The 18,403-nt window shown below is 64.4% G+C and carries 17 protein-coding genes; 10 read left to right on the forward strand and 7 right to left on the reverse strand.

From position 1 onward, the window contains the following. From EAE28_RS20350 to EAE28_RS20370, 5 genes are all read left to right on the forward strand, one after another. Nucleotides 1-2,070, forward strand: coding sequence for a glycosyltransferase (locus EAE28_RS20350; RefSeq protein WP_127109705.1), 2,070 nt, complete (start codon nucleotides 1-3; stop codon nucleotides 2,068-2,070). Between the two features lie 3 nt (nucleotides 2,071-2,073). Next, complete coding sequence (locus tag EAE28_RS20355; RefSeq protein WP_246022510.1) at nucleotides 2,074-2,739, forward strand: class I SAM-dependent DNA methyltransferase; 666 nt, start codon at nucleotides 2,074-2,076, stop codon at nucleotides 2,737-2,739. Further along, nucleotides 2,736-3,632, forward strand: a complete 897-nt coding sequence (locus EAE28_RS20360; RefSeq protein ID WP_127109707.1) for a PfkB family carbohydrate kinase — start codon at nucleotides 2,736-2,738, stop codon at nucleotides 3,630-3,632. Before EAE28_RS20355 ends, EAE28_RS20360 begins: the two co-directional genes overlap by 4 nt. Then, on the forward strand, nucleotides 3,629-4,534 hold the full coding sequence (locus tag EAE28_RS20365) for a pseudouridine-5'-phosphate glycosidase (protein WP_127109709.1): 906 nt from the start codon (nucleotides 3,629-3,631) through the stop codon (nucleotides 4,532-4,534). The genes EAE28_RS20360 and EAE28_RS20365 overlap by 4 nt, the downstream gene beginning before the upstream one ends. Before the next feature lie 134 nt (nucleotides 4,535-4,668). Continuing rightward, the gene (locus tag EAE28_RS20370; RefSeq protein WP_127109711.1) at nucleotides 4,669-5,394 is read left to right on the forward strand and encodes a DUF502 domain-containing protein; all 726 of its coding nucleotides are present in this window, start codon (nucleotides 4,669-4,671) and stop codon (nucleotides 5,392-5,394) included. Here the strand turns inward: EAE28_RS20370 and EAE28_RS20375 are convergent. Further along, nucleotides 5,391-6,416: a patatin-like phospholipase family protein gene (locus EAE28_RS20375; protein ID WP_127109713.1), complete on the reverse strand. Its 1,026-nt coding sequence runs from the start codon at nucleotides 6,414-6,416 to the stop codon at nucleotides 5,391-5,393. The genes EAE28_RS20370 and EAE28_RS20375 overlap by 4 nt on opposite strands. Nucleotides 6,417-6,750: 334 nt before the next feature. Here EAE28_RS20375 and EAE28_RS20380 point away from each other — a divergent pair, with 334 nt between their 5' ends. Next, a complete protein-coding gene (locus EAE28_RS20380; RefSeq protein ID WP_246022511.1) occupies nucleotides 6,751-8,586 on the forward strand; it encodes an extracellular solute-binding protein in 1,836 nt (611 codons plus the stop codon). After that, complete coding sequence (locus EAE28_RS24260; protein ID WP_127109715.1) at nucleotides 8,583-8,705, forward strand: entericidin; 123 nt, start codon at nucleotides 8,583-8,585, stop codon at nucleotides 8,703-8,705. Before EAE28_RS20380 ends, EAE28_RS24260 begins: the two co-directional genes overlap by 4 nt. Before the next feature lie 18 nt (nucleotides 8,706-8,723). Here EAE28_RS24260 and EAE28_RS20390 read toward each other — a convergent pair whose 3' ends face one another. Further along, entirely contained in the window at nucleotides 8,724-9,347 is a 624-nt protein-coding gene (locus tag EAE28_RS20390; RefSeq protein WP_127109717.1) for a helix-turn-helix domain-containing protein, read from the reverse strand. Nucleotides 9,348-9,463: 116 nt separating this feature from the next. Here EAE28_RS20390 and EAE28_RS20395 point away from each other — a divergent pair, with 116 nt between their 5' ends. Genes EAE28_RS20395 through EAE28_RS20405 form a run of 3 tightly spaced genes read left to right on the forward strand, consistent with a single transcriptional unit; the run spans nucleotide 9,464 to nucleotide 12,809 of the window. Then, complete coding sequence (locus EAE28_RS20395) at nucleotides 9,464-10,978, forward strand: class I adenylate-forming enzyme family protein (RefSeq protein ID WP_127109719.1); 1,515 nt, start codon at nucleotides 9,464-9,466, stop codon at nucleotides 10,976-10,978. After that, entirely contained in the window at nucleotides 10,975-11,607 is a 633-nt protein-coding gene (locus EAE28_RS20400) for a DsbA family oxidoreductase (protein ID WP_127109721.1), read from the forward strand. The genes EAE28_RS20395 and EAE28_RS20400 overlap by 4 nt, the downstream gene beginning before the upstream one ends. Next, the gene (locus EAE28_RS20405; RefSeq protein WP_127109723.1) at nucleotides 11,604-12,809 is read left to right on the forward strand and encodes a multidrug effflux MFS transporter; all 1,206 of its coding nucleotides are present in this window, start codon (nucleotides 11,604-11,606) and stop codon (nucleotides 12,807-12,809) included. The genes EAE28_RS20400 and EAE28_RS20405 overlap by 4 nt, the downstream gene beginning before the upstream one ends. Here EAE28_RS20405 and EAE28_RS20410 read toward each other — a convergent pair. The 5 genes from EAE28_RS20410 to EAE28_RS20430 form a co-directional block, all read right to left on the reverse strand. Next, on the reverse strand, nucleotides 12,806-13,945 hold the full coding sequence (locus EAE28_RS20410) for an NUDIX domain-containing protein (protein ID WP_127109725.1): 1,140 nt from the start codon (nucleotides 13,943-13,945) through the stop codon (nucleotides 12,806-12,808). The genes EAE28_RS20405 and EAE28_RS20410 overlap by 4 nt on opposite strands. Next, a complete protein-coding gene (locus tag EAE28_RS20415) occupies nucleotides 13,935-14,393 on the reverse strand; it encodes a TrgA family protein (RefSeq protein ID WP_127109727.1) in 459 nt (152 codons plus the stop codon). Before EAE28_RS20415 ends, EAE28_RS20410 begins: the two co-directional genes overlap by 11 nt. Before the next feature lie 31 nt (nucleotides 14,394-14,424). Continuing rightward, nucleotides 14,425-15,636 (reverse strand): SAM-dependent methyltransferase, encoded by a 1,212-nt coding sequence (locus EAE28_RS20420; protein WP_127109729.1) that lies wholly within the window; start codon nucleotides 15,634-15,636, stop codon nucleotides 14,425-14,427. A 74-nt stretch (nucleotides 15,637-15,710) separates the two neighbouring features. Next, nucleotides 15,711-17,111, reverse strand: a complete 1,401-nt coding sequence (locus EAE28_RS20425; protein ID WP_127109731.1) for a cryptochrome/photolyase family protein — start codon at nucleotides 17,109-17,111, stop codon at nucleotides 15,711-15,713. After that, nucleotides 17,108-18,328 (reverse strand): aminotransferase class V-fold PLP-dependent enzyme, encoded by a 1,221-nt coding sequence (locus EAE28_RS20430; protein WP_127109733.1) that lies wholly within the window; start codon nucleotides 18,326-18,328, stop codon nucleotides 17,108-17,110. Before EAE28_RS20430 ends, EAE28_RS20425 begins: the two co-directional genes overlap by 4 nt. Between the last annotated feature and the right edge of the window lie 75 nt (nucleotides 18,329-18,403).

The raw sequence follows: 18,403 nt of genomic DNA on the forward strand, positions 1-18,403 counted from the left end.
ATGGCCTCGCTTGCGCGTCAGCTCTGGACCGGGCCGCTTGACGATCCTGCCGCGCCCGGACAGGCGTTTGGCGCGCGGCTTGCAGGGCTGGATTACGGCCCGGCCCTGACCGAGCTGCGCATGTTGGCAGGCTTCGGTCTGCCCGTCGATCTGCGCGCAGCGCAGGCCCGTTGGCCATGGTCGATTGATCTGGGTCTGCTGATCGCCCAAGTTGAAGGCGACACCAGCCCGCTGTCTGCCGCTGTTCACGCTCAGAAGCGCCGGTTTGGCACCCTGGCCTGGACACTGTGGACACAAGCGCAGCCCGAAGCGGCGCTCGACGCGCTGCGCGAACTGGATCCGGCATCGGGCAGCTATGCCGATGACTGCACTCGCCGCACAGAGCTGCTCATCCTGTCGGATCTGCCCGCCGATCCCACGGTCGCCCCGATACCCGGCCCGCGCGGTACGCAGCTGTCCTTGTTGCAAACTTGGCGGCGTGAGGGGTCAGCGGCGCTTGTCCGCCGCGCCACGCTCGAAGACGCAGCCCTGCCCGCGCATCCGCCCTTGTGGGCGTGGCTGGTCGAAACCCTGACGCAAGAGCGCGATTTCGACGCTGCCCGCGCCGCGCTTGGCAGCTTTGCCCTGCGCTGCCCCGATCACCCCGAGCTGACCGCGCAACGCATCCGGCTGGCGCTGGAATCCGAGGCGACCGCGCAGGCGCGCACCCTGCTCGACGGCTTGCCCGATCCAGACGCTCCGTGGCGGTGGCCTGCCCGGCGGCATGTCCAGCACCTGCGCTGCCTTGCCGACGAGATCGCCGCCAGTCCGCTGCCCGATTACGCGCCATTGCGCTCAGGGGTCGAGGCTGCACTGCGCCTCTTTCCACGCAATACAATGCTGCAAACCCTGCACCTGATGGCCCGTGAGCTGACCGAGGACTGGGAAAGCTTCGCCCATGACCTTGCCACGCATCCCGACCCTCGCGCCGCCGCCAGCGCGTTCTTGCGGTTGGGCTTGCCCGAACAGGCTTTGACCGCGCTGGACCGCGCACCTGCGGCGCTGCCGGACGATGCGTTCCGCTTGCGCCTGCGTCGGGCCGAGGCGCTGATGCGTCTGGGCCAGCTCGACGCCGCCCGTACCGCGCTTGGCCCGGTGCCAATAGCCGCGCCCCTCGCTGCCGATCACGCCTATTGGGCCGCCGAAATCGGCAGCGCGGCCCGCGATTTCCCACGGGCTCAGGCAGCGCTCGCCCCGGCGATGGCCACTAGCCCCACCCGCATGGGCCTGCGTCTGACGGCTGCCCGTGTCGCGTTTCTGTCGGGTGATGCGGCGGCCGCGCAGGCCCATCTCGACAGGTTTCGTGCCCTGAAAACGGCGCAGCTTGGGCAAGCGCCCGCATTTGATCTGCGCGACCTTATCGTTGCCGACGCCGTGGCCGGGCAGCCCGGCCCCGCTCAGGCCGCCCGCGCTTTTGCGCAGGCAACGCCTGTGTTTGCGCCGGATACCGGCCCACCGATCCCGCAGACCATCGCGCATTACTGGGAGGGACCGCGCAGCCCGGCCCTTGAGCGCAGTCTGCGCGCGTGGCGCATGCAGTTTGCGCAGACCGTTTACGACGCCACAACCGCCCGGGCCTGGCTTGCTGACCACACCGATCTTGCCACCCTGTTCGACCGGCTGACCCAGCCCGCCACCCGCGCCGATCTGTTCCGTGTGGCGCTGATTGCGCAGGTGGGTGGGGTCTTCACCGATCTCGACGAATACCCGCGCGCGCCGGTCGCGCCATGGCTTGAGCGTGCCGCCGCTGTGCTGGTCATCGAAGAGGGCCACGGCACGCTGGCCAACAATTTTCTTGCCGCACGTCCCGGACTGGCCCTGTTCACGCGCCTGCAAACGCGGATCGCCCAGACTCTGCACCAAACTGACACGCCCTATGCGTGGTGGGACACCGGCCCTGCGCAACTGACTTACGTGGCCCATGAGACCCCCACCAAGGGCCTGCGCTTTCTGACGCAAGCCGATTACGACGCCCGTGTCTCCACCAACCTGCCCTTCCCCCATAAGCGCGGCCCCGGCCACTGGCGCTAAGGGGTGGACTCTTGGGCCCTGCCGTGGCCCAATCACGCCATGCAGCCCCCTGATCTTTCCAACGCCTACGCCCTCAACGGTGCCGAGGATTGCCAGCGGCTCTATGCCGACTGGGCGCAGAGCTATGACGCCGATTTCGCGGCGGGCATGGACTATCGCCTGCCAGCCGAAACCGCCGGTGCCTTCCTGCGCGCTGGCCCGCCTGCCGGGCCTGTGCTGGATGTGGGCGCGGGCACCGGGCTGCTGGCCGCCGCCCTTTGCGCGATGGGGCATGACCGTGCCATCGACGCGCTGGATCTCTCGGACGCGATGCTGGCGCAGGCCGGATCCAAGGGCCTGTACCGCAGGCTGATCAAGGCCGACGTGACCCAACCCCTGCCCGTGTGCGGTTACACCGGGATCGTCAGCTCGGGCACCTTCACCCACGGCCATGTCGGCCCCGAGGCGCTGCCCAACCTGATCGCCGCCGCCCTGCCCGGCGCCGTTTTTGCCCTGTCGATCAACGCTGCCGTCTGGGACGCTCTCGGCTTTGACCCCGCGTTCCGCGCGCTGGGCACCATCACCGACCTTGACCGCTCCGAGGTTGCGATCTACGGGCAGGCAGCACAGGCTCGCGACCCTGCGCATGCCACCGATACCGCCCTGATCGTCACTTTTCGGAAATCATGACCTCACCCGACATCCTCTGCATCGGCTCGGTCCTGTGGGACATCATCGGCCGCACCGACACATCCTTGCGCGCACGCGGCGATGTCGCCGGGCGCATCACCCGCATTCCGGGCGGCGTGGCGATGAACATCGCCATGACGCTGGCCCGCTTTGGCCTGCGCCCGGCGGTGCTGACCGCATTGGGCACCGATGGCGAGGGCGATGAGCTGATCGCCGCCGCGCAATCGCTGGGCGTTGCGACCGAGTTTGCCTTGCGCACCCCCGATCTGCCCACCGATTGCTACATGGCGATCGAGGACGCGACCGGGTTGATCGCCGCCATTGCCGACGCCCACTCGCTGGAAGCCGCCGGTGACGCGATCCTGCTGCCGCTGGCCGACGGTCGGCTGGCCACGCCTGCCGCCCCCTGGGCTGGTCCCATCGCGCTGGACGGCAACCTGACCGCCGAGCTGCTGGCCGAGATCGCCACCTCCCCCCTGTTCAACGCAGCCGATCTGCGCATTGCCCCCGCCAGCCCCGGCAAGGCCGAGCGCCTGATCCCCGTCATGCGCCACCCGCGCGCCACGCTTTACGTCAACCGGCAAGAGGCCGGGCTGATCACCGGCCACACCCACGCCAGCGCCGCCGAGGCTGCCGAGGCGCTGGTCGCCGCCGGGGCCGCGCGCGCGCTGGTCACCGATGGCGCGCATCCCGCTGCCGACGCGGCGCGCGCAACACCCGTCATTACCCATGCGGCCCGCCCGGTGCAGGCCCGCCGCATCACCGGCGCGGGTGACACGTTCATGGCCGCGCATCTCTTCGCTGAAACCCGCGGTGCCACGCGCTCCGAGGCGCTTGACCGCGCCCAGGCCGCAGCCGCCGCTTATGTCGCCTTCGAGGATTTCCAACCGTGACCCTGCCCCTGATCTATTCTGCTGAAGTTGCCGACGCGCGCGCCCAAGGCCGCCCCATTGTCGCACTGGAATCGACGATCATCACCCATGGCATGCCCTTCCCGCAGAACGTCGAAACCGCCCGTGCGGTCGAAGCGGAAATCCGCGCCGCCGGTGCTGTACCCGCGACCATCGCGGTGATGGACGGCCAGATCCTGATCGGACTGGAAGACGCGCAACTCGACCGGCTGGGTCAGGCCGAGCATGTGATGAAACTCTCGCGCGCCGACCTTGCGGTTTGCGTGGCCACCGGCGGGATTGGCGCCACGACCGTCGCCGCGACGATGATCTGCGCCCATCTGGCCGGGATCAGCGTCTTCGCCACCGGAGGCATCGGCGGCGTGCATCGCGGGGCCGAGCTGAGCTTTGACATCTCGGCCGACCTGCAGGAACTGGCGCAGACCCCGGTTACGGTGGTCGCGGCCGGGGCCAAGGCGATCCTTGATCTGCCAAAGACGCTGGAAGTGCTGGAAACACTGGGCGTGCCGGTGATCGCGGTGGGTCAGGACGACCTTCCCGCCTTCTGGTCGCGCGCCTCGGGGCTCAAAGCGCCCTTGCGGCTGGACAGCGCGGCGGAAATCGCCGCGGCGCACAAGATGCGCGGGACGCTGGGGCTCAAGGGCGGCCAACTGGTCACCAACCCGATCCCGGTCGACGCCGAAATCCCCCTTGCGGTGATGATGCCGGTGGTCGAGGCCGCGCTCTTGCAGGCCGAGGCCAAAGGCATCAGCGCGAAAGAGGTCACGCCCTTCCTGCTGTCCGCAATTTTTGACGCCACCGAAGGCCGCTCGCTGGATGCCAATATCGCGCTGGTGTTGAACAACGCGCGACTGGCGGCGAAAATCGCCGCCGAATTGGTCTGACATTAAAAGGGCAGTTCTGCCTGATTTCTGTCTGACATTCATTATCCCAGATCAGAGCCACCTGAGCGCCCCTTGCAAGCGCTCAGACCTCACCCTAAGTAAATCAGCAGTCAATCCAAGCAGGCAGTGCGCCCATGTCGCCGACCCCCCGACCGCATCGCCGCGGTTTCTTTGCCGGTCTGCGGGCTTCGTTCCTGACCGGGCTGGTGATCGTCGCTCCGGCGGTACTGACGATCTGGATGATCCGCGCGGTGGTCGATTTCGTCGATTCCAAGGTCATGCCGCTGATCCCGGCCGATCTTTTGCACGGCATCCTTCCCGACCGGCTCACACAGCTGAATTTGCCCAATATTCCTGGCCTTGGTCTGATCATCGCGCTGGTGTTCACGCTGGTCGTCGGCTGGTTGGCCAAGGGGTACATCGGTAAATCGCTGATCGGTTGGGGCGAGGATATCGTGGCGCGCATGCCGGTTGTGCGCTCGGTCTATAACGCGCTCAAGCAGATCGCCGAGACGGTCTTCTCGCAAAGTTCGACGTCGTTCAACCGCGCCTGTCTGGTCGAATATCCGCGCCCCGGCCTTTGGGCCGTGGCCTTTGTTTCGACCGAAACAAAAGGCGAGATTGCGCAGAAGCTGGGCGATGAGAAACTGATCTCGGTCTTCCTGCCGACCACCCCGAACCCGACCTCTGGCTTCCTGCTGTTCGTGCCCGAGAAAGACGTCAAGTACCTGGACATGACCATCGAGGAAGCCGCCAAGCTGATCATCTCGGCGGGTCTTGTCGCCCCCGACCCCGATCGTCCAGTGCAAAACGGCAACCGGCGGCGCAAGGATCTGCCCAAACCGCCGGTCGCGGGTTAACTGAACATCTCGACCAGATCGACCGAACCGCGCTCGCCGATACAGTCGCCGTGCATGTCCAGAAACGTGCCCGCCGCCACGCGGCCCGCGTCGAACAGCGTGTCCAGCAGCGTCGGTGTCGGCGCCATCTTGCTGCGCGCCGACAGGCTCTGCATGAGCGGTTCATCCCCGATCATATGCACCAGCACATCCTTCATCGCGCCCTTCTTGATCGACCCATCGGCCAGCAGGCGCTTGACGAACGCAATCGCCCGCAGGTCACGCAAAAGCGCGGCGTTGAAGCTTATCTCGTTGATCCGGTTCATGATTTCCTGAGCGGAATCCGGCACCTCGGGCCGATGCTGCGGGTTCAGGGACACGATGACGATGTCGTCGGGCAAATCCTGCGCATAGAGCGGGTGCAGCGCCGGGTTGGCCGAATAGCCGCCGTCCCAATAGGCCTGACCGTCGATCTCGACCGCCTGCGCCACCGTTGGCAGGCAGGCCGACGCCAGAATCGCCTCGCGCGTCACCTCGGCATCGCCAAACACCCGTACCTTGCCGTCATGCACGTTGGTCGCGGCTACGAAAAGCCGTGGCCCGGCAGCGGCTTGGACGTGGTCGATGTCCAGCGCCATAACCATCGGCTCCAGCGGATTGCGCCAGAACGGACCCCAATCATAAGGGCTGACCATCTGCGATGCGATCTCGGCCGGCGAGACTGGCATGAAGGCCTCGGTTAGCTTGGCGGCATAGTCGAAACCCGGCAGAAACGGCTTGAGCCAATCGCTGCCCGGCACACTGTCGAATCCGGTGACGCCTTCCCACAGGTTGCGCAGGGCGGCTCGGGCGCCTTCGCGGCCGCCCTCACCATAGCCAGACTTGAACGCGGCGCCGTTCAGCGCCCCTGCAGAGGTGCCGGATATCGCTGCGATCTCCAGCCATTCCTCATCGAGAAGGCGGTCCAGAACGCCCCAGGTGAACGCGCCATGCGCGCCGCCGCCCTGTAGGGCCAGATTGATCCGCCGGGTCTTTTGAGTCACGCGGGGGGTATCCTGTGTCAGAGAACCGCCAACTCAACGCGGGCGCGGATCACCCGGTCGTCGCTTGGCGCAAGATCAGCCCCAGTGTCGGCCAGGGCAGTGTGCAGCATCCGGAACATAGACTTCGACGATGCGATGGCCAGAACGAAAAAAAAAACGCCCGCGCAAGGCGGGCGTCAGTCGTTGAGGCAGGTTTCATACAGGCAAGAAACCTATCGAGCAGTGAGACACTTATAGCCCTTTGTTCAGATCTATCCAAGCTTAAAGTTTGCAGTGGCTTAGCGGGCGGTTTAGTCAGAAAGCGGGCCCAACAGCCGAAAGGATTGTTTCCGCCATGACCCTGATTCAGCGCTCGTATCGGTCGTTTTTCTCAATAGTCACTACTGTAACAGTGATCTGCCTACAGGCTACCGCCGGGGCGCAGACGCCGGTCACGCATGGTATCGCTATGTATGGCGAGCCTGCCCTACCACAAGATTTCGCGTCTCTGCCCTATGTGAACCCCGATGCGCCACAGGGCGGACGAATCGTTTTGGCCGAAGTCGGCGGCTTCGATTCGCTCAATCCGTTCATCTTGCGCGGCTCGGCCCCCTGGGGCGTCAACTTGCTGACGGTTCAGAGTCTTCTGGGCCGTAGCTATGACGAACCCTTCGCGCTTTATGGCGCGCTGGCCGAGACGGTCGAGACCGATTCGGCCCGGTCTTACGTCGAATTCACCCTGCGCGACGGCATCCGATTCTCGGATGGCAGCCCCGTCACGCTCGATGATGTGATGTGGTCCTTCGAGACCATGGGGCTTGAGGGACACCCGCGCTATCGCAACGCCTGGACCAAGGTCGCCACGATGGAGGCGACCGGTCCCCGAACCCTGCGCCTGACCTTCACCGAACCCGACCGCGAAATGCCGCTGATCCTGGGCCTGCGACCCATCGTGCAGCGGGCTCAATTTGATGTGACCGCCGGTGGGCGAAGCTTCGCCGACAGCTCGCTTCAGCCGGTGATCGGCACGGGGCCCTATGTCGTCTCGCGGGTCGATCCGGGGCGTTCGATTACCTTTGAGCGCGTTGCAGACTGGTGGGGCGATGACCTGCCGCTGTTTCGGGGCCAGTATAATCTGCAAGAGATCCGCTACGAGTATTACAGCGATCTCTCAGTTGCCTTCGAAGGGTTCAAGGCCGGGGTGATCTCGGTCTGGCGCGAGCCGAACGCGGCGCGCTGGCGCGACAGTTATGATTTTCCCGCCATGGCCGATGGCCGAATGCAAAAGATCGAGATCCCGCATGAGCGCCCCTCGGGAATGTCTGGCTTTTACTTCAACACCCGTCGCCCGCTCTTTGCCGACTGGCGCGTGCGTCAGGCGCTGATACTTGCCTTCGATTTCGAGCAGATCAACACCACGATCAACGACGGTGCCGAACCCCGCATCACATCGTATTTCGGCAACTCCTTTCTGGGCATGCAGCCCGGCCCGGCCGAGGGCCGTGTTGCCGCCCTGCTGGCCCCTTATGCCGACAGTCTGCCGCCCGATGCGATCGACGGCTATTCGCTGCCGGTCAGTGACGGGCGCTCGAACCGGCGCAACTTGCGGGCGGCAGCCCGGCTTCTCAACGATGCTGGCTGGCACGCGGATGCGCAGGGCGTGCTTCGCAATGAACAGGGACAGGCGTTCGACTTTGAGATCCTGCTGTTGCAGGGTCAGACCGAGATCCAGACCGCGGCGGCCAGTTTTATCGGCGCGCTGCGAAATCTGGGAATCAATGCCCGCGTGTCGCTGATCGATTCCGCCCAATACGTGCAGCGTACCAACGAATACAATTTCGACATGACCTACACCCAGCGACTGATGTCGCTGTCGCCGGGCAATGAACAGGTGTTGTACTGGGGCTCGCAGGGGGTGACACAGCCCGGCTCGCGCAATTGGGCAGGGGTGGATCTGCCCGCTGTAGATGCGCTGATCGAGACCATGTTGTCCTCGCAGACCACTGAAGACTTCACCGCTGCCGTGCGCGCGCTGGACCGCGTGCTGATGGCCGGTCGCTATGCGATTCCCTTCTGGTTTTCGCCGGTCAGCCGATTGGCGGCGTCACGAACCTTGCACTTTCCGCAACATTTGCCGATATACGGTGACTGGACCGGCTTCATGCCCGAGGTATGGTGGTATCAGGAATGACCAAGACACTAACACTGGTGCTCGCACTGCTCACGCTCACCGCCTGCAATACGGTTGAGGGTGTCGGTGCAGACATCTCTGGCGGTGCCAATATCGTGCGCGGCTGGATCGGGCGCTGAGCGCCTGATCTGCGCCGTTCAATCCAGCGATGTGACCCACAGGATCGTTGCATCCTCAGGGCTCAGGCTGACCACATTGTGCCCCATCGACGCGTCGTAATAAGCGCTGTCGCCGCGCTTCATGTCGATGGGCGCGTAGAATTCGGTGAACAGCCGGATCTGACCGGTCAGCACATAGAGAAACTCTTCGCCGTCATGACGCACCCAGCCGTTGAAATCCTCGAACGCGCGGGCATGCACGGTGGCGCGGTACGGCAGCATCGCCTTGCGCGTCAGCCCGCCCGAGAGCAGTTCGTGCTCATAGGTGGTGGTCACATGCGCTTCGCCCTCGCCGGCGCGGGTCATGGTCATACGCCCCCCGGGGGCGGCATGGCGCGGCGGGGTGAACAGCTGCGGGACGGTGATCCCCAGCCCTTCGGCCAGCTTCTTGAGCCCGTCATAGGTCGGCGACATCTGCCCGTTTTCGATCTTTGACAGGGTCGAGCGCGCCAGCCCGGCAGCCTGCGCCGCCTGCTCCAGCGTCCAGCCGCGGTCCTTGCGCAGATTGCGCACGCGCTCGGCCAGATCGATGGGCGAGGCCAGCGCCTCTTCGCCATCGGCGCGGGCGATACGGATGATCGAGGGGTTGGTCAGATCGCTCATGATGGCCTTACCGTTGCGGAGCCGCCTTCTGCGCCAAAATCATGGATTTGTCGAGCCATCGTGAACTGTGTACGCTGCCCCTTGCCCCCGGCTGTTTGCGAGGTTAGCTCGATTTCATGCACGCGTTAATTGATTCAGGTCCTTTCGACCCCTGCCCCGCGCCGTTCAATCTGGCGGCCTATGTGCTGGCCGCAGGGCAGCAGACGCCCGACAAGATCGCCTTGCAGATCGTTGGTCTGACCGGGGCCGAACGGTGGTCATATGACGCGTTGACCAAGGCCGTGCGCGGGATTGGCACAGGGCTGCTGGAAAGCGGATTGCAGCCCGGCGACCGGGTGCTTTTGCGGCTGGGCAACACGGTGGATTTCCCGCTGGCTTTCTTGGGCGCAATTGCCGTTGGTCTGGTGCCGGTGCCAACCTCGTCGCAGCTGACCGCCGCCGAGATTACGGTGATGGCCTGCCAGATCACCCCCGCCGCCATTATCGCCGCCCCCGACATCGCGCTGCCCGAGGGCGACGCGCTGGTGATCGCGTCCGAAACGCTGCACCACTGGCGGCGCAACGCGCCCTGCGACTGGGCGATGGGCGATCCTGACCGGCTGGCCTATCTGATCTTCACCTCTGGCACCTCGGGCAATCCCCGCGCCGTCATGCACGCCCACCGCGCCGTCTGGGCGCGGCGGATGATGTGGGCGGGGTGGTACGGACTAAAGCCGGATGACCGGCTGATGCACGCGGGCGCGTTCAACTGGACCTATACGCTGGGCACCGGGTTGATGGACCCTTGGGCAATCGGCGCGACGGCGCTGATCCCCAACAAACTGGTCCACGTCCCGCAACTGCCGCTGTTGCTCAAGCGCTTCGATGCCACGATCTTTGCAGCTGCTCCGGGTGTTTACCGGCAGATGCTGCGCGAGAAGATCCTGACGATGCCCAAGCTGCGCCACGGGTTGTCAGCGGGCGAGAAACTGCCCGAGCAGACCCGCCACAGCTGGACCGAGGCCACCGGCACGCCGATTTTCGAGGCACTGGGGATGTCCGAAGTCTCGACCTATATCTCGGCCTCGCCCGACCGCCCGGCGCTTGACGGCGCGTCGGGCTATCCGCAGCCGGGCCGCAAGGTGGCCGTGCTGGGCGAAGACGGCCAGCCTGTCGCGCGTGGTGAAGGCGGCGTGATGGCCGTGGGCCGCGACGATCCCGGCCTGTTTCTGGGCTACTGGGGGCAACCCGATGAAACCGCTGCCAAATTTAACGGTGAGTGGTTCGTAACCGGGGATACGGTAAGCATGGATAGTAACGGCGGGATCCATTATCTAGGCCGCGACGATGACATGATGAACGCGGGCGGCTTTCGTGTTTCACCGCTCGAGGTGGAAAAGGCGATGAACACCCATCCCGAGATCGTCGAATCCGCCGCGATCGAGGCACAGGTCAACGCGACCACGACGATCATCGCGCTTTATTTCGTCCCCACGACGCCCGATCCAGATTGGCAATCCATCACCCGTCACGCCTATAGAACCTTGGCGCGCTACAAGCAGCCCCACCAGTTTTTTACCATCGACGCCCTGCCCAAGGGTGCCAACAACAAGATCAATCGCCGCGCGCTGCGTGAAGGATACAAACCATGAGCACCAAACTCGATATCTTCTCTGATCCCGTCTGCCCGTGGTGCTATATCGGCAAAGCACGGCTTGAGCGCGCGCTGGAACAGCGCCCCGACCATCCGCTGATCATCGAATGGCACCCGTTCATGCTGAACCCGACCATGCCGCCCGAAGGCATGGACCGGCGCGAATACTTGCAGGCCAAGTTCGGCCCGCCCGATGAAGTGGTGCGCGTGCACCTTCCCATTGTGCAGGCCTGCGAAGAGCTGGGCCTGCCGCTGGAACTGGAAAAGATGGAGCGCAACCCGTCGACCCTGAACGCGCACCGGCTGATCCATTGGGCCGGGCTTGAGGGGCACCAGAACGCCGTGGTCAGCGCCCTCTTCCGCGCCAATTTTGCCGAAGGCCGCGACATTGGCGACCGTGATACCCTGCTCGACATTGCCGAGCGCACGGGCATGGACCGCGCCGTCACCGCGCGCCTGCTTGACAGCGACGCCGATGCCGATGACATCCGCGCCCGCGATGCTGACATCCGCGCGCGCGGGCTGCAGGGTGTCCCGGCCTTCATTCTGGGCCGCCAATACGTGCTGAACGGCGCGCAGCCGGTCGACACCTGGCTCAATATCCTTGACCAACTGGCGGCTGCATGACTCCTCCGACAAAGACGCTACCTTTCCCCGAGTTTATCGGCCTTCTTGCGCTGCTGATGGCCACCGTCGCCTATTCCGTCGACGCGATGCTCCCGCTGCTGACCCCGATCAGCGAGGATCTGGCCCAAGGCTCGATGGCACAGGCGCAACAGGTCATTACCGTTTTCATGATCGGTCTGGGCACAGGCACCTTTATCATGGGGCCGCTGTCTGATCGCCTGGGCCGCAAGACCGTCATCCTGTGCGGGATCGTCCTTTACATGATCGCGGCCGGTATCGCCGCGACCTCGCAGGACATTACCATGCTGCTGGTCGCGCGCTTCATGCAGGGCTTTGGCGCTGCGGCGCCACGTGTGGTCAGTCAGGCCTTGGTGCGCGATCTCTATTCGGGGCGGATGATGGCGCGGGTTGTGTCCTTCTCGATGACCGTCTTCACGCTGGTTCCCGCCATCGCTCCGTTCATGGGGGCCGAACTGGGTGCGCTGTTTGGCTGGCGCGCGATTTTCTGGAGCTTCATGGCGTTTGGCACGGTGTCCGGCCTCTGGCTTTTGCTGCGCCAGCCCGAGACGCTGAGTCCCGAAAACCGCCGCCCGCTGGCTGTCGCCCCGCTGTGGCTCGCGCTGAAGACCGTGCTGGGCCATTCGCTTGTGCGGCTGTACCTGCTGGCGCTGACTTTTGTGTTCACCACCATGCTGTGCTGGATCAGCGGCGTCGCGGCGATCTTTGAACAAAGCTTTGACCGCACCGCGCAATTCCCCGCCTGGTTCGCCTTTGTTGCGATCCTGTCCGCCCCGGCCAGCCTGATCAACGCGCGGCTGGTGGTGAAGGTCGGCATGCGGCGGATGGTGGCCATTGCGCTGACCTGGCAGATTGCCATCAGCCTGATCGCGCTGATCGGCTTTCAGTACCCGCTGGGTGACTGGGGGTTTGAGCTGTTCATCCTGTTCATGCTGATGCAGTTCTTCTCGATCGGTTTCCTGATCGGCAACCTGAACGCGCTGGTGCTTGAGCCGATGGGTCATGTCGCAGGCATGGCGGCGTCGGTCGTTGGCGGGTTCTCGACGGTGATCTCGGCCCTGCTGGCAGCGACGGCCGCGACCTTCATGAACGGCACGCCGGTCCCTCTGGCGGTCTCGTCCCTGCTCTGTCTTGTGCTGGCCTCGGCCTGCATGATCTGGGCGCGTCAGCTGCGCGAGGATTAAACCCCGCCGCGCAGCCGCTCTCGATTCAGCGCGAGCCATTGTGCCGTGATGATCAATGGCCCGTTCGACACCTCACCGCTGTCAATCAGCGCCATGAGCCGGTCGAACGGGATAACGTGCGAGCGAATATTCTCGTTCTCGCTGGCCAGCCCGTGAACGCCTTGCACGCTGTCAGGCAGGTCCGCGATGCCGATGTATGAGAACAGGTATTCGCTGACCGCGCCCGGGCTGACGTAATATTGCCCGACTTTGTGCATCGCGCGCATCTCCAGATGCGCCTCTTCGACGGACTCGCGGCGTGCGGCCTCTTCGGGCGCTTCGCCTGCGTCGATACGCCCGGCAATGGGTTCCAGCAGCCAGGGATTCTGATCACCACGAACATAGGGGCCAAAGCGGAATTGTTCGACCAGCATGACGGTGTCGCGAACCGGGTCATAGGGCATAACGGTCACGGCGTCGGCCATGACAAAGCCTGCCCGGTTGATCGGATCGCTGAGCGTGCCGTCAAACCGACGGTACTGCATGTCCGCTTCCTCAACGCCGAAAAACCACGTGTAGGGCGCATGATAGCGCGCGATCTTCACGTCATCAGGATGCGATGCGCGCCGCAGGGTCGCTTCGGGCGGCGTCGCCTTTGCCCGCCTGCGGCTCGCGACCCGAGCGGCGAGCATGCTGAAATGGTGGCGCACCTGAGCGGGCGACGCTTCGCGCAGCAAATCCATCACATCCGCCGCAATATCAGTTGTGAGCGCGCCGTGCTTCGCGGCCCAGCGATCCAGCGACCAGCCTTCACCCGCCGAAAAGCGACCGGGATGTGCCTGATAGATCAGCGCCTCAACCATGCCGGACCCCGTCGCAACGCGGATTGCCGAGGGTACATAGTCGAAAAGCTGCTCATACGCATCCAGCCGCGCGCGGGCGGCGGCATCCGGGCGGACCAACAGCCCTTTGGTCACCTGACCGGGCTGTGCCACGCACAGCGGAAACACCTGCACGTCGCTATGCGCGTCAACGGCATGTCGCACTGCATGGTCGGCCAGATCGGCGCTTTGGGCAGTCAGCGCTGTACCGGCAACGGCGGCGTAGAGCGGTTCATGTTGAAGCGTTCCAAACAAGAACAAGGGCTTATCGGTCATTCCGTCGCCTTTCGAGCGCGCTCATCATTCCATGCAAGATAAGGCCCAAAACCAGACCGCCGGTCCCCAACAGGATCAGAAAATCCCGGTCGAGCGCCTTGCCGAACCAGTCGGCCAGAATGTCAAAATACCCGTTGATGGCATCCATGACCTCAGGATAGCGCCGGCGATAGCCCAGGATGAATACCTCTCGGACCCCCATCACGGCACCGATGGTCAGCGCAGCAAGGCCAACCGACTGAACACCGATATAGAGGGAAAACCACAAGGCGCGCCCCATCCGGCCCCCCAGAAAGACCCAGCCGACGACGAAAGAAATCGCCGCCGCCCAGATCGGAAAATTGCCCAGATTGGCGTCTGGCCGGTAGAGCGGCTCATAGACCGTTGCGCAATAGCCCGCGAAGACAGCCAGCAGAATGCCCGCCAAGGGCCTGATAAGCGTGAACATCGCGCCTCCGTCTGTGCGGCGCGCGCGTGGGTCAGGCCGGGCGGCGCAGGGTGATCTGGGTCACGCCACAGATACCCGTGTGAAACGCGCCAGCGCAAGAGGTGAGGTAATAGTCCCACATCCGCCGGAACCGTTCGTCGTAGCCCATGGCATGGATCTTGTCCCATGTCTGGGTAAAGGTTTCGTGCCAACGACGCAGTGTCTGGCTGTAACTTTCGCCAAATTCGATGGAGGACAGGAACGCAAGCCCGGCGCGCTGTGCCTCTTGCGTGAAGCGCGCGGGCGAGATCAGCATGCCCCCCGGAAAGATGTATTTCTGAATGAAATCAACATTCTTCTTGTAGAGGCTAAAGCGTTCATTCGGCACCGTGATGACCTGAATCGTCGCCTTTGCCCCCTCTTTGAGCCGCCCGCGCACCGCGTCGAAGTACGTCGGCCAATAGGCTTCGCCCACCGCTTCGAACATCTCGATCGAAGCGATTCCATCGTACAGGCCCTGCTCGTCGCGGTAGTCCTGCATCTTGATTTCGACCTTGTCGGACAATCCCGCCCGCTCCATCCGGGCCACGGCGTAATCATGCTGCGCCTTGCTGATCGTCAGACCCGTGACCTTCAGGCCCCGCTTGCCCGCCGCGTATTCGGCAAACCCGCCCCAGCCGCAGCCGATTTCCAGCACGTGATCGCCGGGCTTCAGCTCGAGCGAGTCCACAAGGGCGGCGTATTTCTGCTCCTGCGCGCTCTCCAGACTTTCCTGCCCGGTTTTGAACAGCGCCGAGGAATAGGTCATGCTGTCATCCAGCCATAGCGAATAAAATTCATTCCCCAAATCATAGTGATGCGCGATGTTCTTGCGTGCCTGCGTCTTCGAGTTTCCGCGCAGCCAGTGCCGGACGCGCTCATACGCCCGCACTAAGGCCATGCCGGTGAATTCGTCCAGCAGCGCCGGGTTGTCGGTGAAAATCACGTCCATCAGCGCCTGCAGGTCGGGCGTGGACCACCAGCCCTCGAGATAGGCATCGGCAAAGCCGAGATCGCCTTCGCGGATCAGCCGGGCAAAGGCGTCAGGATTGTGTACCGTCACCTCGACGGCCTGCCCGGCCTTTGGTCCCTGCGCGCGAAAACGGCGACCGTCAGGCAGGATCACGTCCAGCCGTCCATAGGTCATCCGGCCAAGTTGGGCGAAAACCGGTTTGAAATACCGCGGCAAACCGCTTTGCCCTTGTGTCGTGGTCAGGATGTCCATGATCCCCCCTGTGCTAAGTTCTTCCTTTCTTTACGAAAGACTAGCCAAGATGGATGAGTGGTCAAACCAGAATTTTAACCTTTCCGTAACGACTCGTAGGCGGCGAGCGCGCGTTCGCGGCCGTCGGACAGGCTGATCAGCGGATCCGGATAGGGTTTTGCCGGGTCCAGACCCCAACTGCGCGGCACGGCGTCGAAATATGAAAGCGCTGTCGCGCCAGGTTTTGCGCTGAGTTCGGCGATGAAGGTCTTGCGGTACGTGGCTGTTTTATCGAACTTTTCTGCCTGAGTGGCGGGATTGAAGACGCGGAAATACGGCGCGGCATCGGGGCCCGAGCCCGCCACCCATTGCCACCCCATCGCGTTCGAGGCCGGATCCCAGTCGGTCAGACACTCGGCGAACCAGTCCATCCCGATTTTCCAGTCCGTCATCAGGTGTTTGGTCAGATAGCTGGCAACGATCATCCGTACGCGATTGTGCATCGTGCCCGTGACGAACATCTCGCGCAGTCCGGCATCCACGAAGGGCTCGCCGGTCAGGCCGCGCCGCCATCGTTCGGCACTCTCTGTGTCGCCCTGCCACGCGAACCCGTTCCATTCGTCGCGCCAGTTGCTGTCGAGCAAATGCGGCGTGTGGAACATCAGGTGATGGGCAAAGTCGCGCCACGCCAGTTCCTTGCGGAAATGCGTGGCGCCCTCGCCGGGAAGCGCCTTGGCGGCGTGCCAGATCCGGCGCGGGCCGATCTCGCCATAGGTCAGGTTTTCCGACAGGCCCGAGACCGCCTTCAACGCCGGGAAGTCGCGGTCGGTCCGGTAATTTTGCACGGTTTCAGCCAGAAAACGGTCCAGCCGCGCCTGCGCTGCGGCTTCGCCGACGACGGCATGAGAGGCCAGTACCGGCGCGCCCCGGTTCATTGCCGCGCCCAGTCGCCAGCCTGCCAAGGCTTCGCTGCCCGGCCAGTCGGACGGCGCGACAAGGCGTTCAGGCGCTGGCACCGCTTCGGCCACGCCCTGTGCGTCGAGCGACTTCCAAAACGGGGTATAGACCTTGTACGGCCCGCCGGTCTGAGTGGCGACATCCCACGGTTCTGCCAAGGTGTGCCCGTGAAAGCTGCGCGCCTCAAGCCCTTGGGATTTCAGGTAATCCTTGATGTCGGTGTCGCGCTCGCGCGAGAACGGATCGTAAAGCCGCGTCCACCAGACGCCGCTCGCGCCGGTCTGGCTGATTAGCTCCAGCAGCACCGGCAGCGCCGGTCCGCGCCGCAGGATCATGCGCGAGCCCTGCCCGGCCAGTCGCGTGCCGAAACTCTCGACCGCCTCGCCCATCCGCCAGCGCGCCGCCGCACCGATCCCGGTCACTGAGCCATCGGCGATGAACACGGGGATCAGCGGACGGCCCGTCGCGGCAGCGGCGGCGAGCATCGGGTTGTCATCAAGCCGCAGGTCGCGGCGGAACCAAAGGATCAGGGGCGTCATAGCACCCGATCTAGCGCGCCGATCAATTGGTCAACCTCGGCTGCGGTGGTGTAATGCACAAAACTCATGCGCAGCACGCCGCGGTCCAGATCGACCCCCTGCGCATGCAGCGCGCGGTCGGCGTAGAAGGTGCCGCCGCCGACCATCACGCCCTGCTCGGCCAGGGCCCGCGCCAACTCGTGCCCACTCTCGCCCGCCTGGACTGAGACCGTCGGCGCGCGCAGCGCAGCCGATTTCGGCCCCAGCAAGCGCAGCTCATTGCGGGTGCCAAGGTAGTCGAGCAACGGCTGCAGGATTGTCGCCTCATGCGCGCGCATCAGGTCATGCACCATCGCCGCGCGGGCTTTGGGGATCAGATCACCGGCCCCGTGGTGTTCGGCCAGCGCGTCGACGTAATCGGCCATCCCAGCGCACGCGGCGATCTGCGCGTGATCCGGCCCGGCGGGGGTGAAGCGTTTGTAGAGCACCTCGCCGTTGAAATAATGCCCCTGATTGGGCAGCGCCATGCCCAGCGGGCGGCGGATCACCATGATGCCCTGATGCGGCCCGTAAGTTTTATAGGCGGAAAACAGATAGATATCGGCCCCCAGCGCCCCGACGTCGGCAAAGCCGTGCGGCGCGTAGCTGACACCGTCAACGCAGGTTGCCGCGCCCGCCGCCTGCGCCATCGCGCAGATCTCGGCCACCGGATTGATCTCACCAACCACGTTCGAACAATGCGGAAAGCAGAGCAGCTTTGCCCCCTTGAGCAGCTCAGGCAGGCGGCCCAGCGGCAAGTGCCCGGTGGTCGGATCGATCTGCCACTCGCGTACCTCAATCCCGGCCTCGGCCAGCCGACGCCACGGGCCGGTGTTGGCCTCGTGGTCCTGATTGGTCACGATGATCGCATCGCCGGGCGTCAGATGCTGGCGAAACGCCTGCGCCAGAACGTAGGTGTTCGCGCTGGTCGAGGGGCCAAAGCTGACCTCGTCTGTAGCCACACCCAGCATCAACGCCAGACGCCCGCGCGCCTCATCCATCTCCTCGCCGCCAAGGCGGCTGGCCTCGAAAGGATAATACGGCTGGACCTTGCGCTGGTGGTAGAACCGGGTCAGCCGGTCGATCACCGGCTTGCAGGTATAACTGCCGCCCGCATTCTCGAAAAACGCCTGCCCTGCCAGTGATGGCTCGGCAAAAGCCGGGAACTGCGCCCGCACGAAATCCATATCCAGCTGCATAACGAATCCTTTCCGATTGAGGCAGCCTAACTGTGTCGCAAACCGCCCACCAGAGAGCGTTGCACTCGCCTTGCG

Origin of the sequence: Pararhodobacter zhoushanensis (genome assembly GCF_003990445.1) — a bacterium.
Lineage (GTDB): Bacteria > Pseudomonadota > Alphaproteobacteria > Rhodobacterales > Rhodobacteraceae > Pararhodobacter > Pararhodobacter zhoushanensis.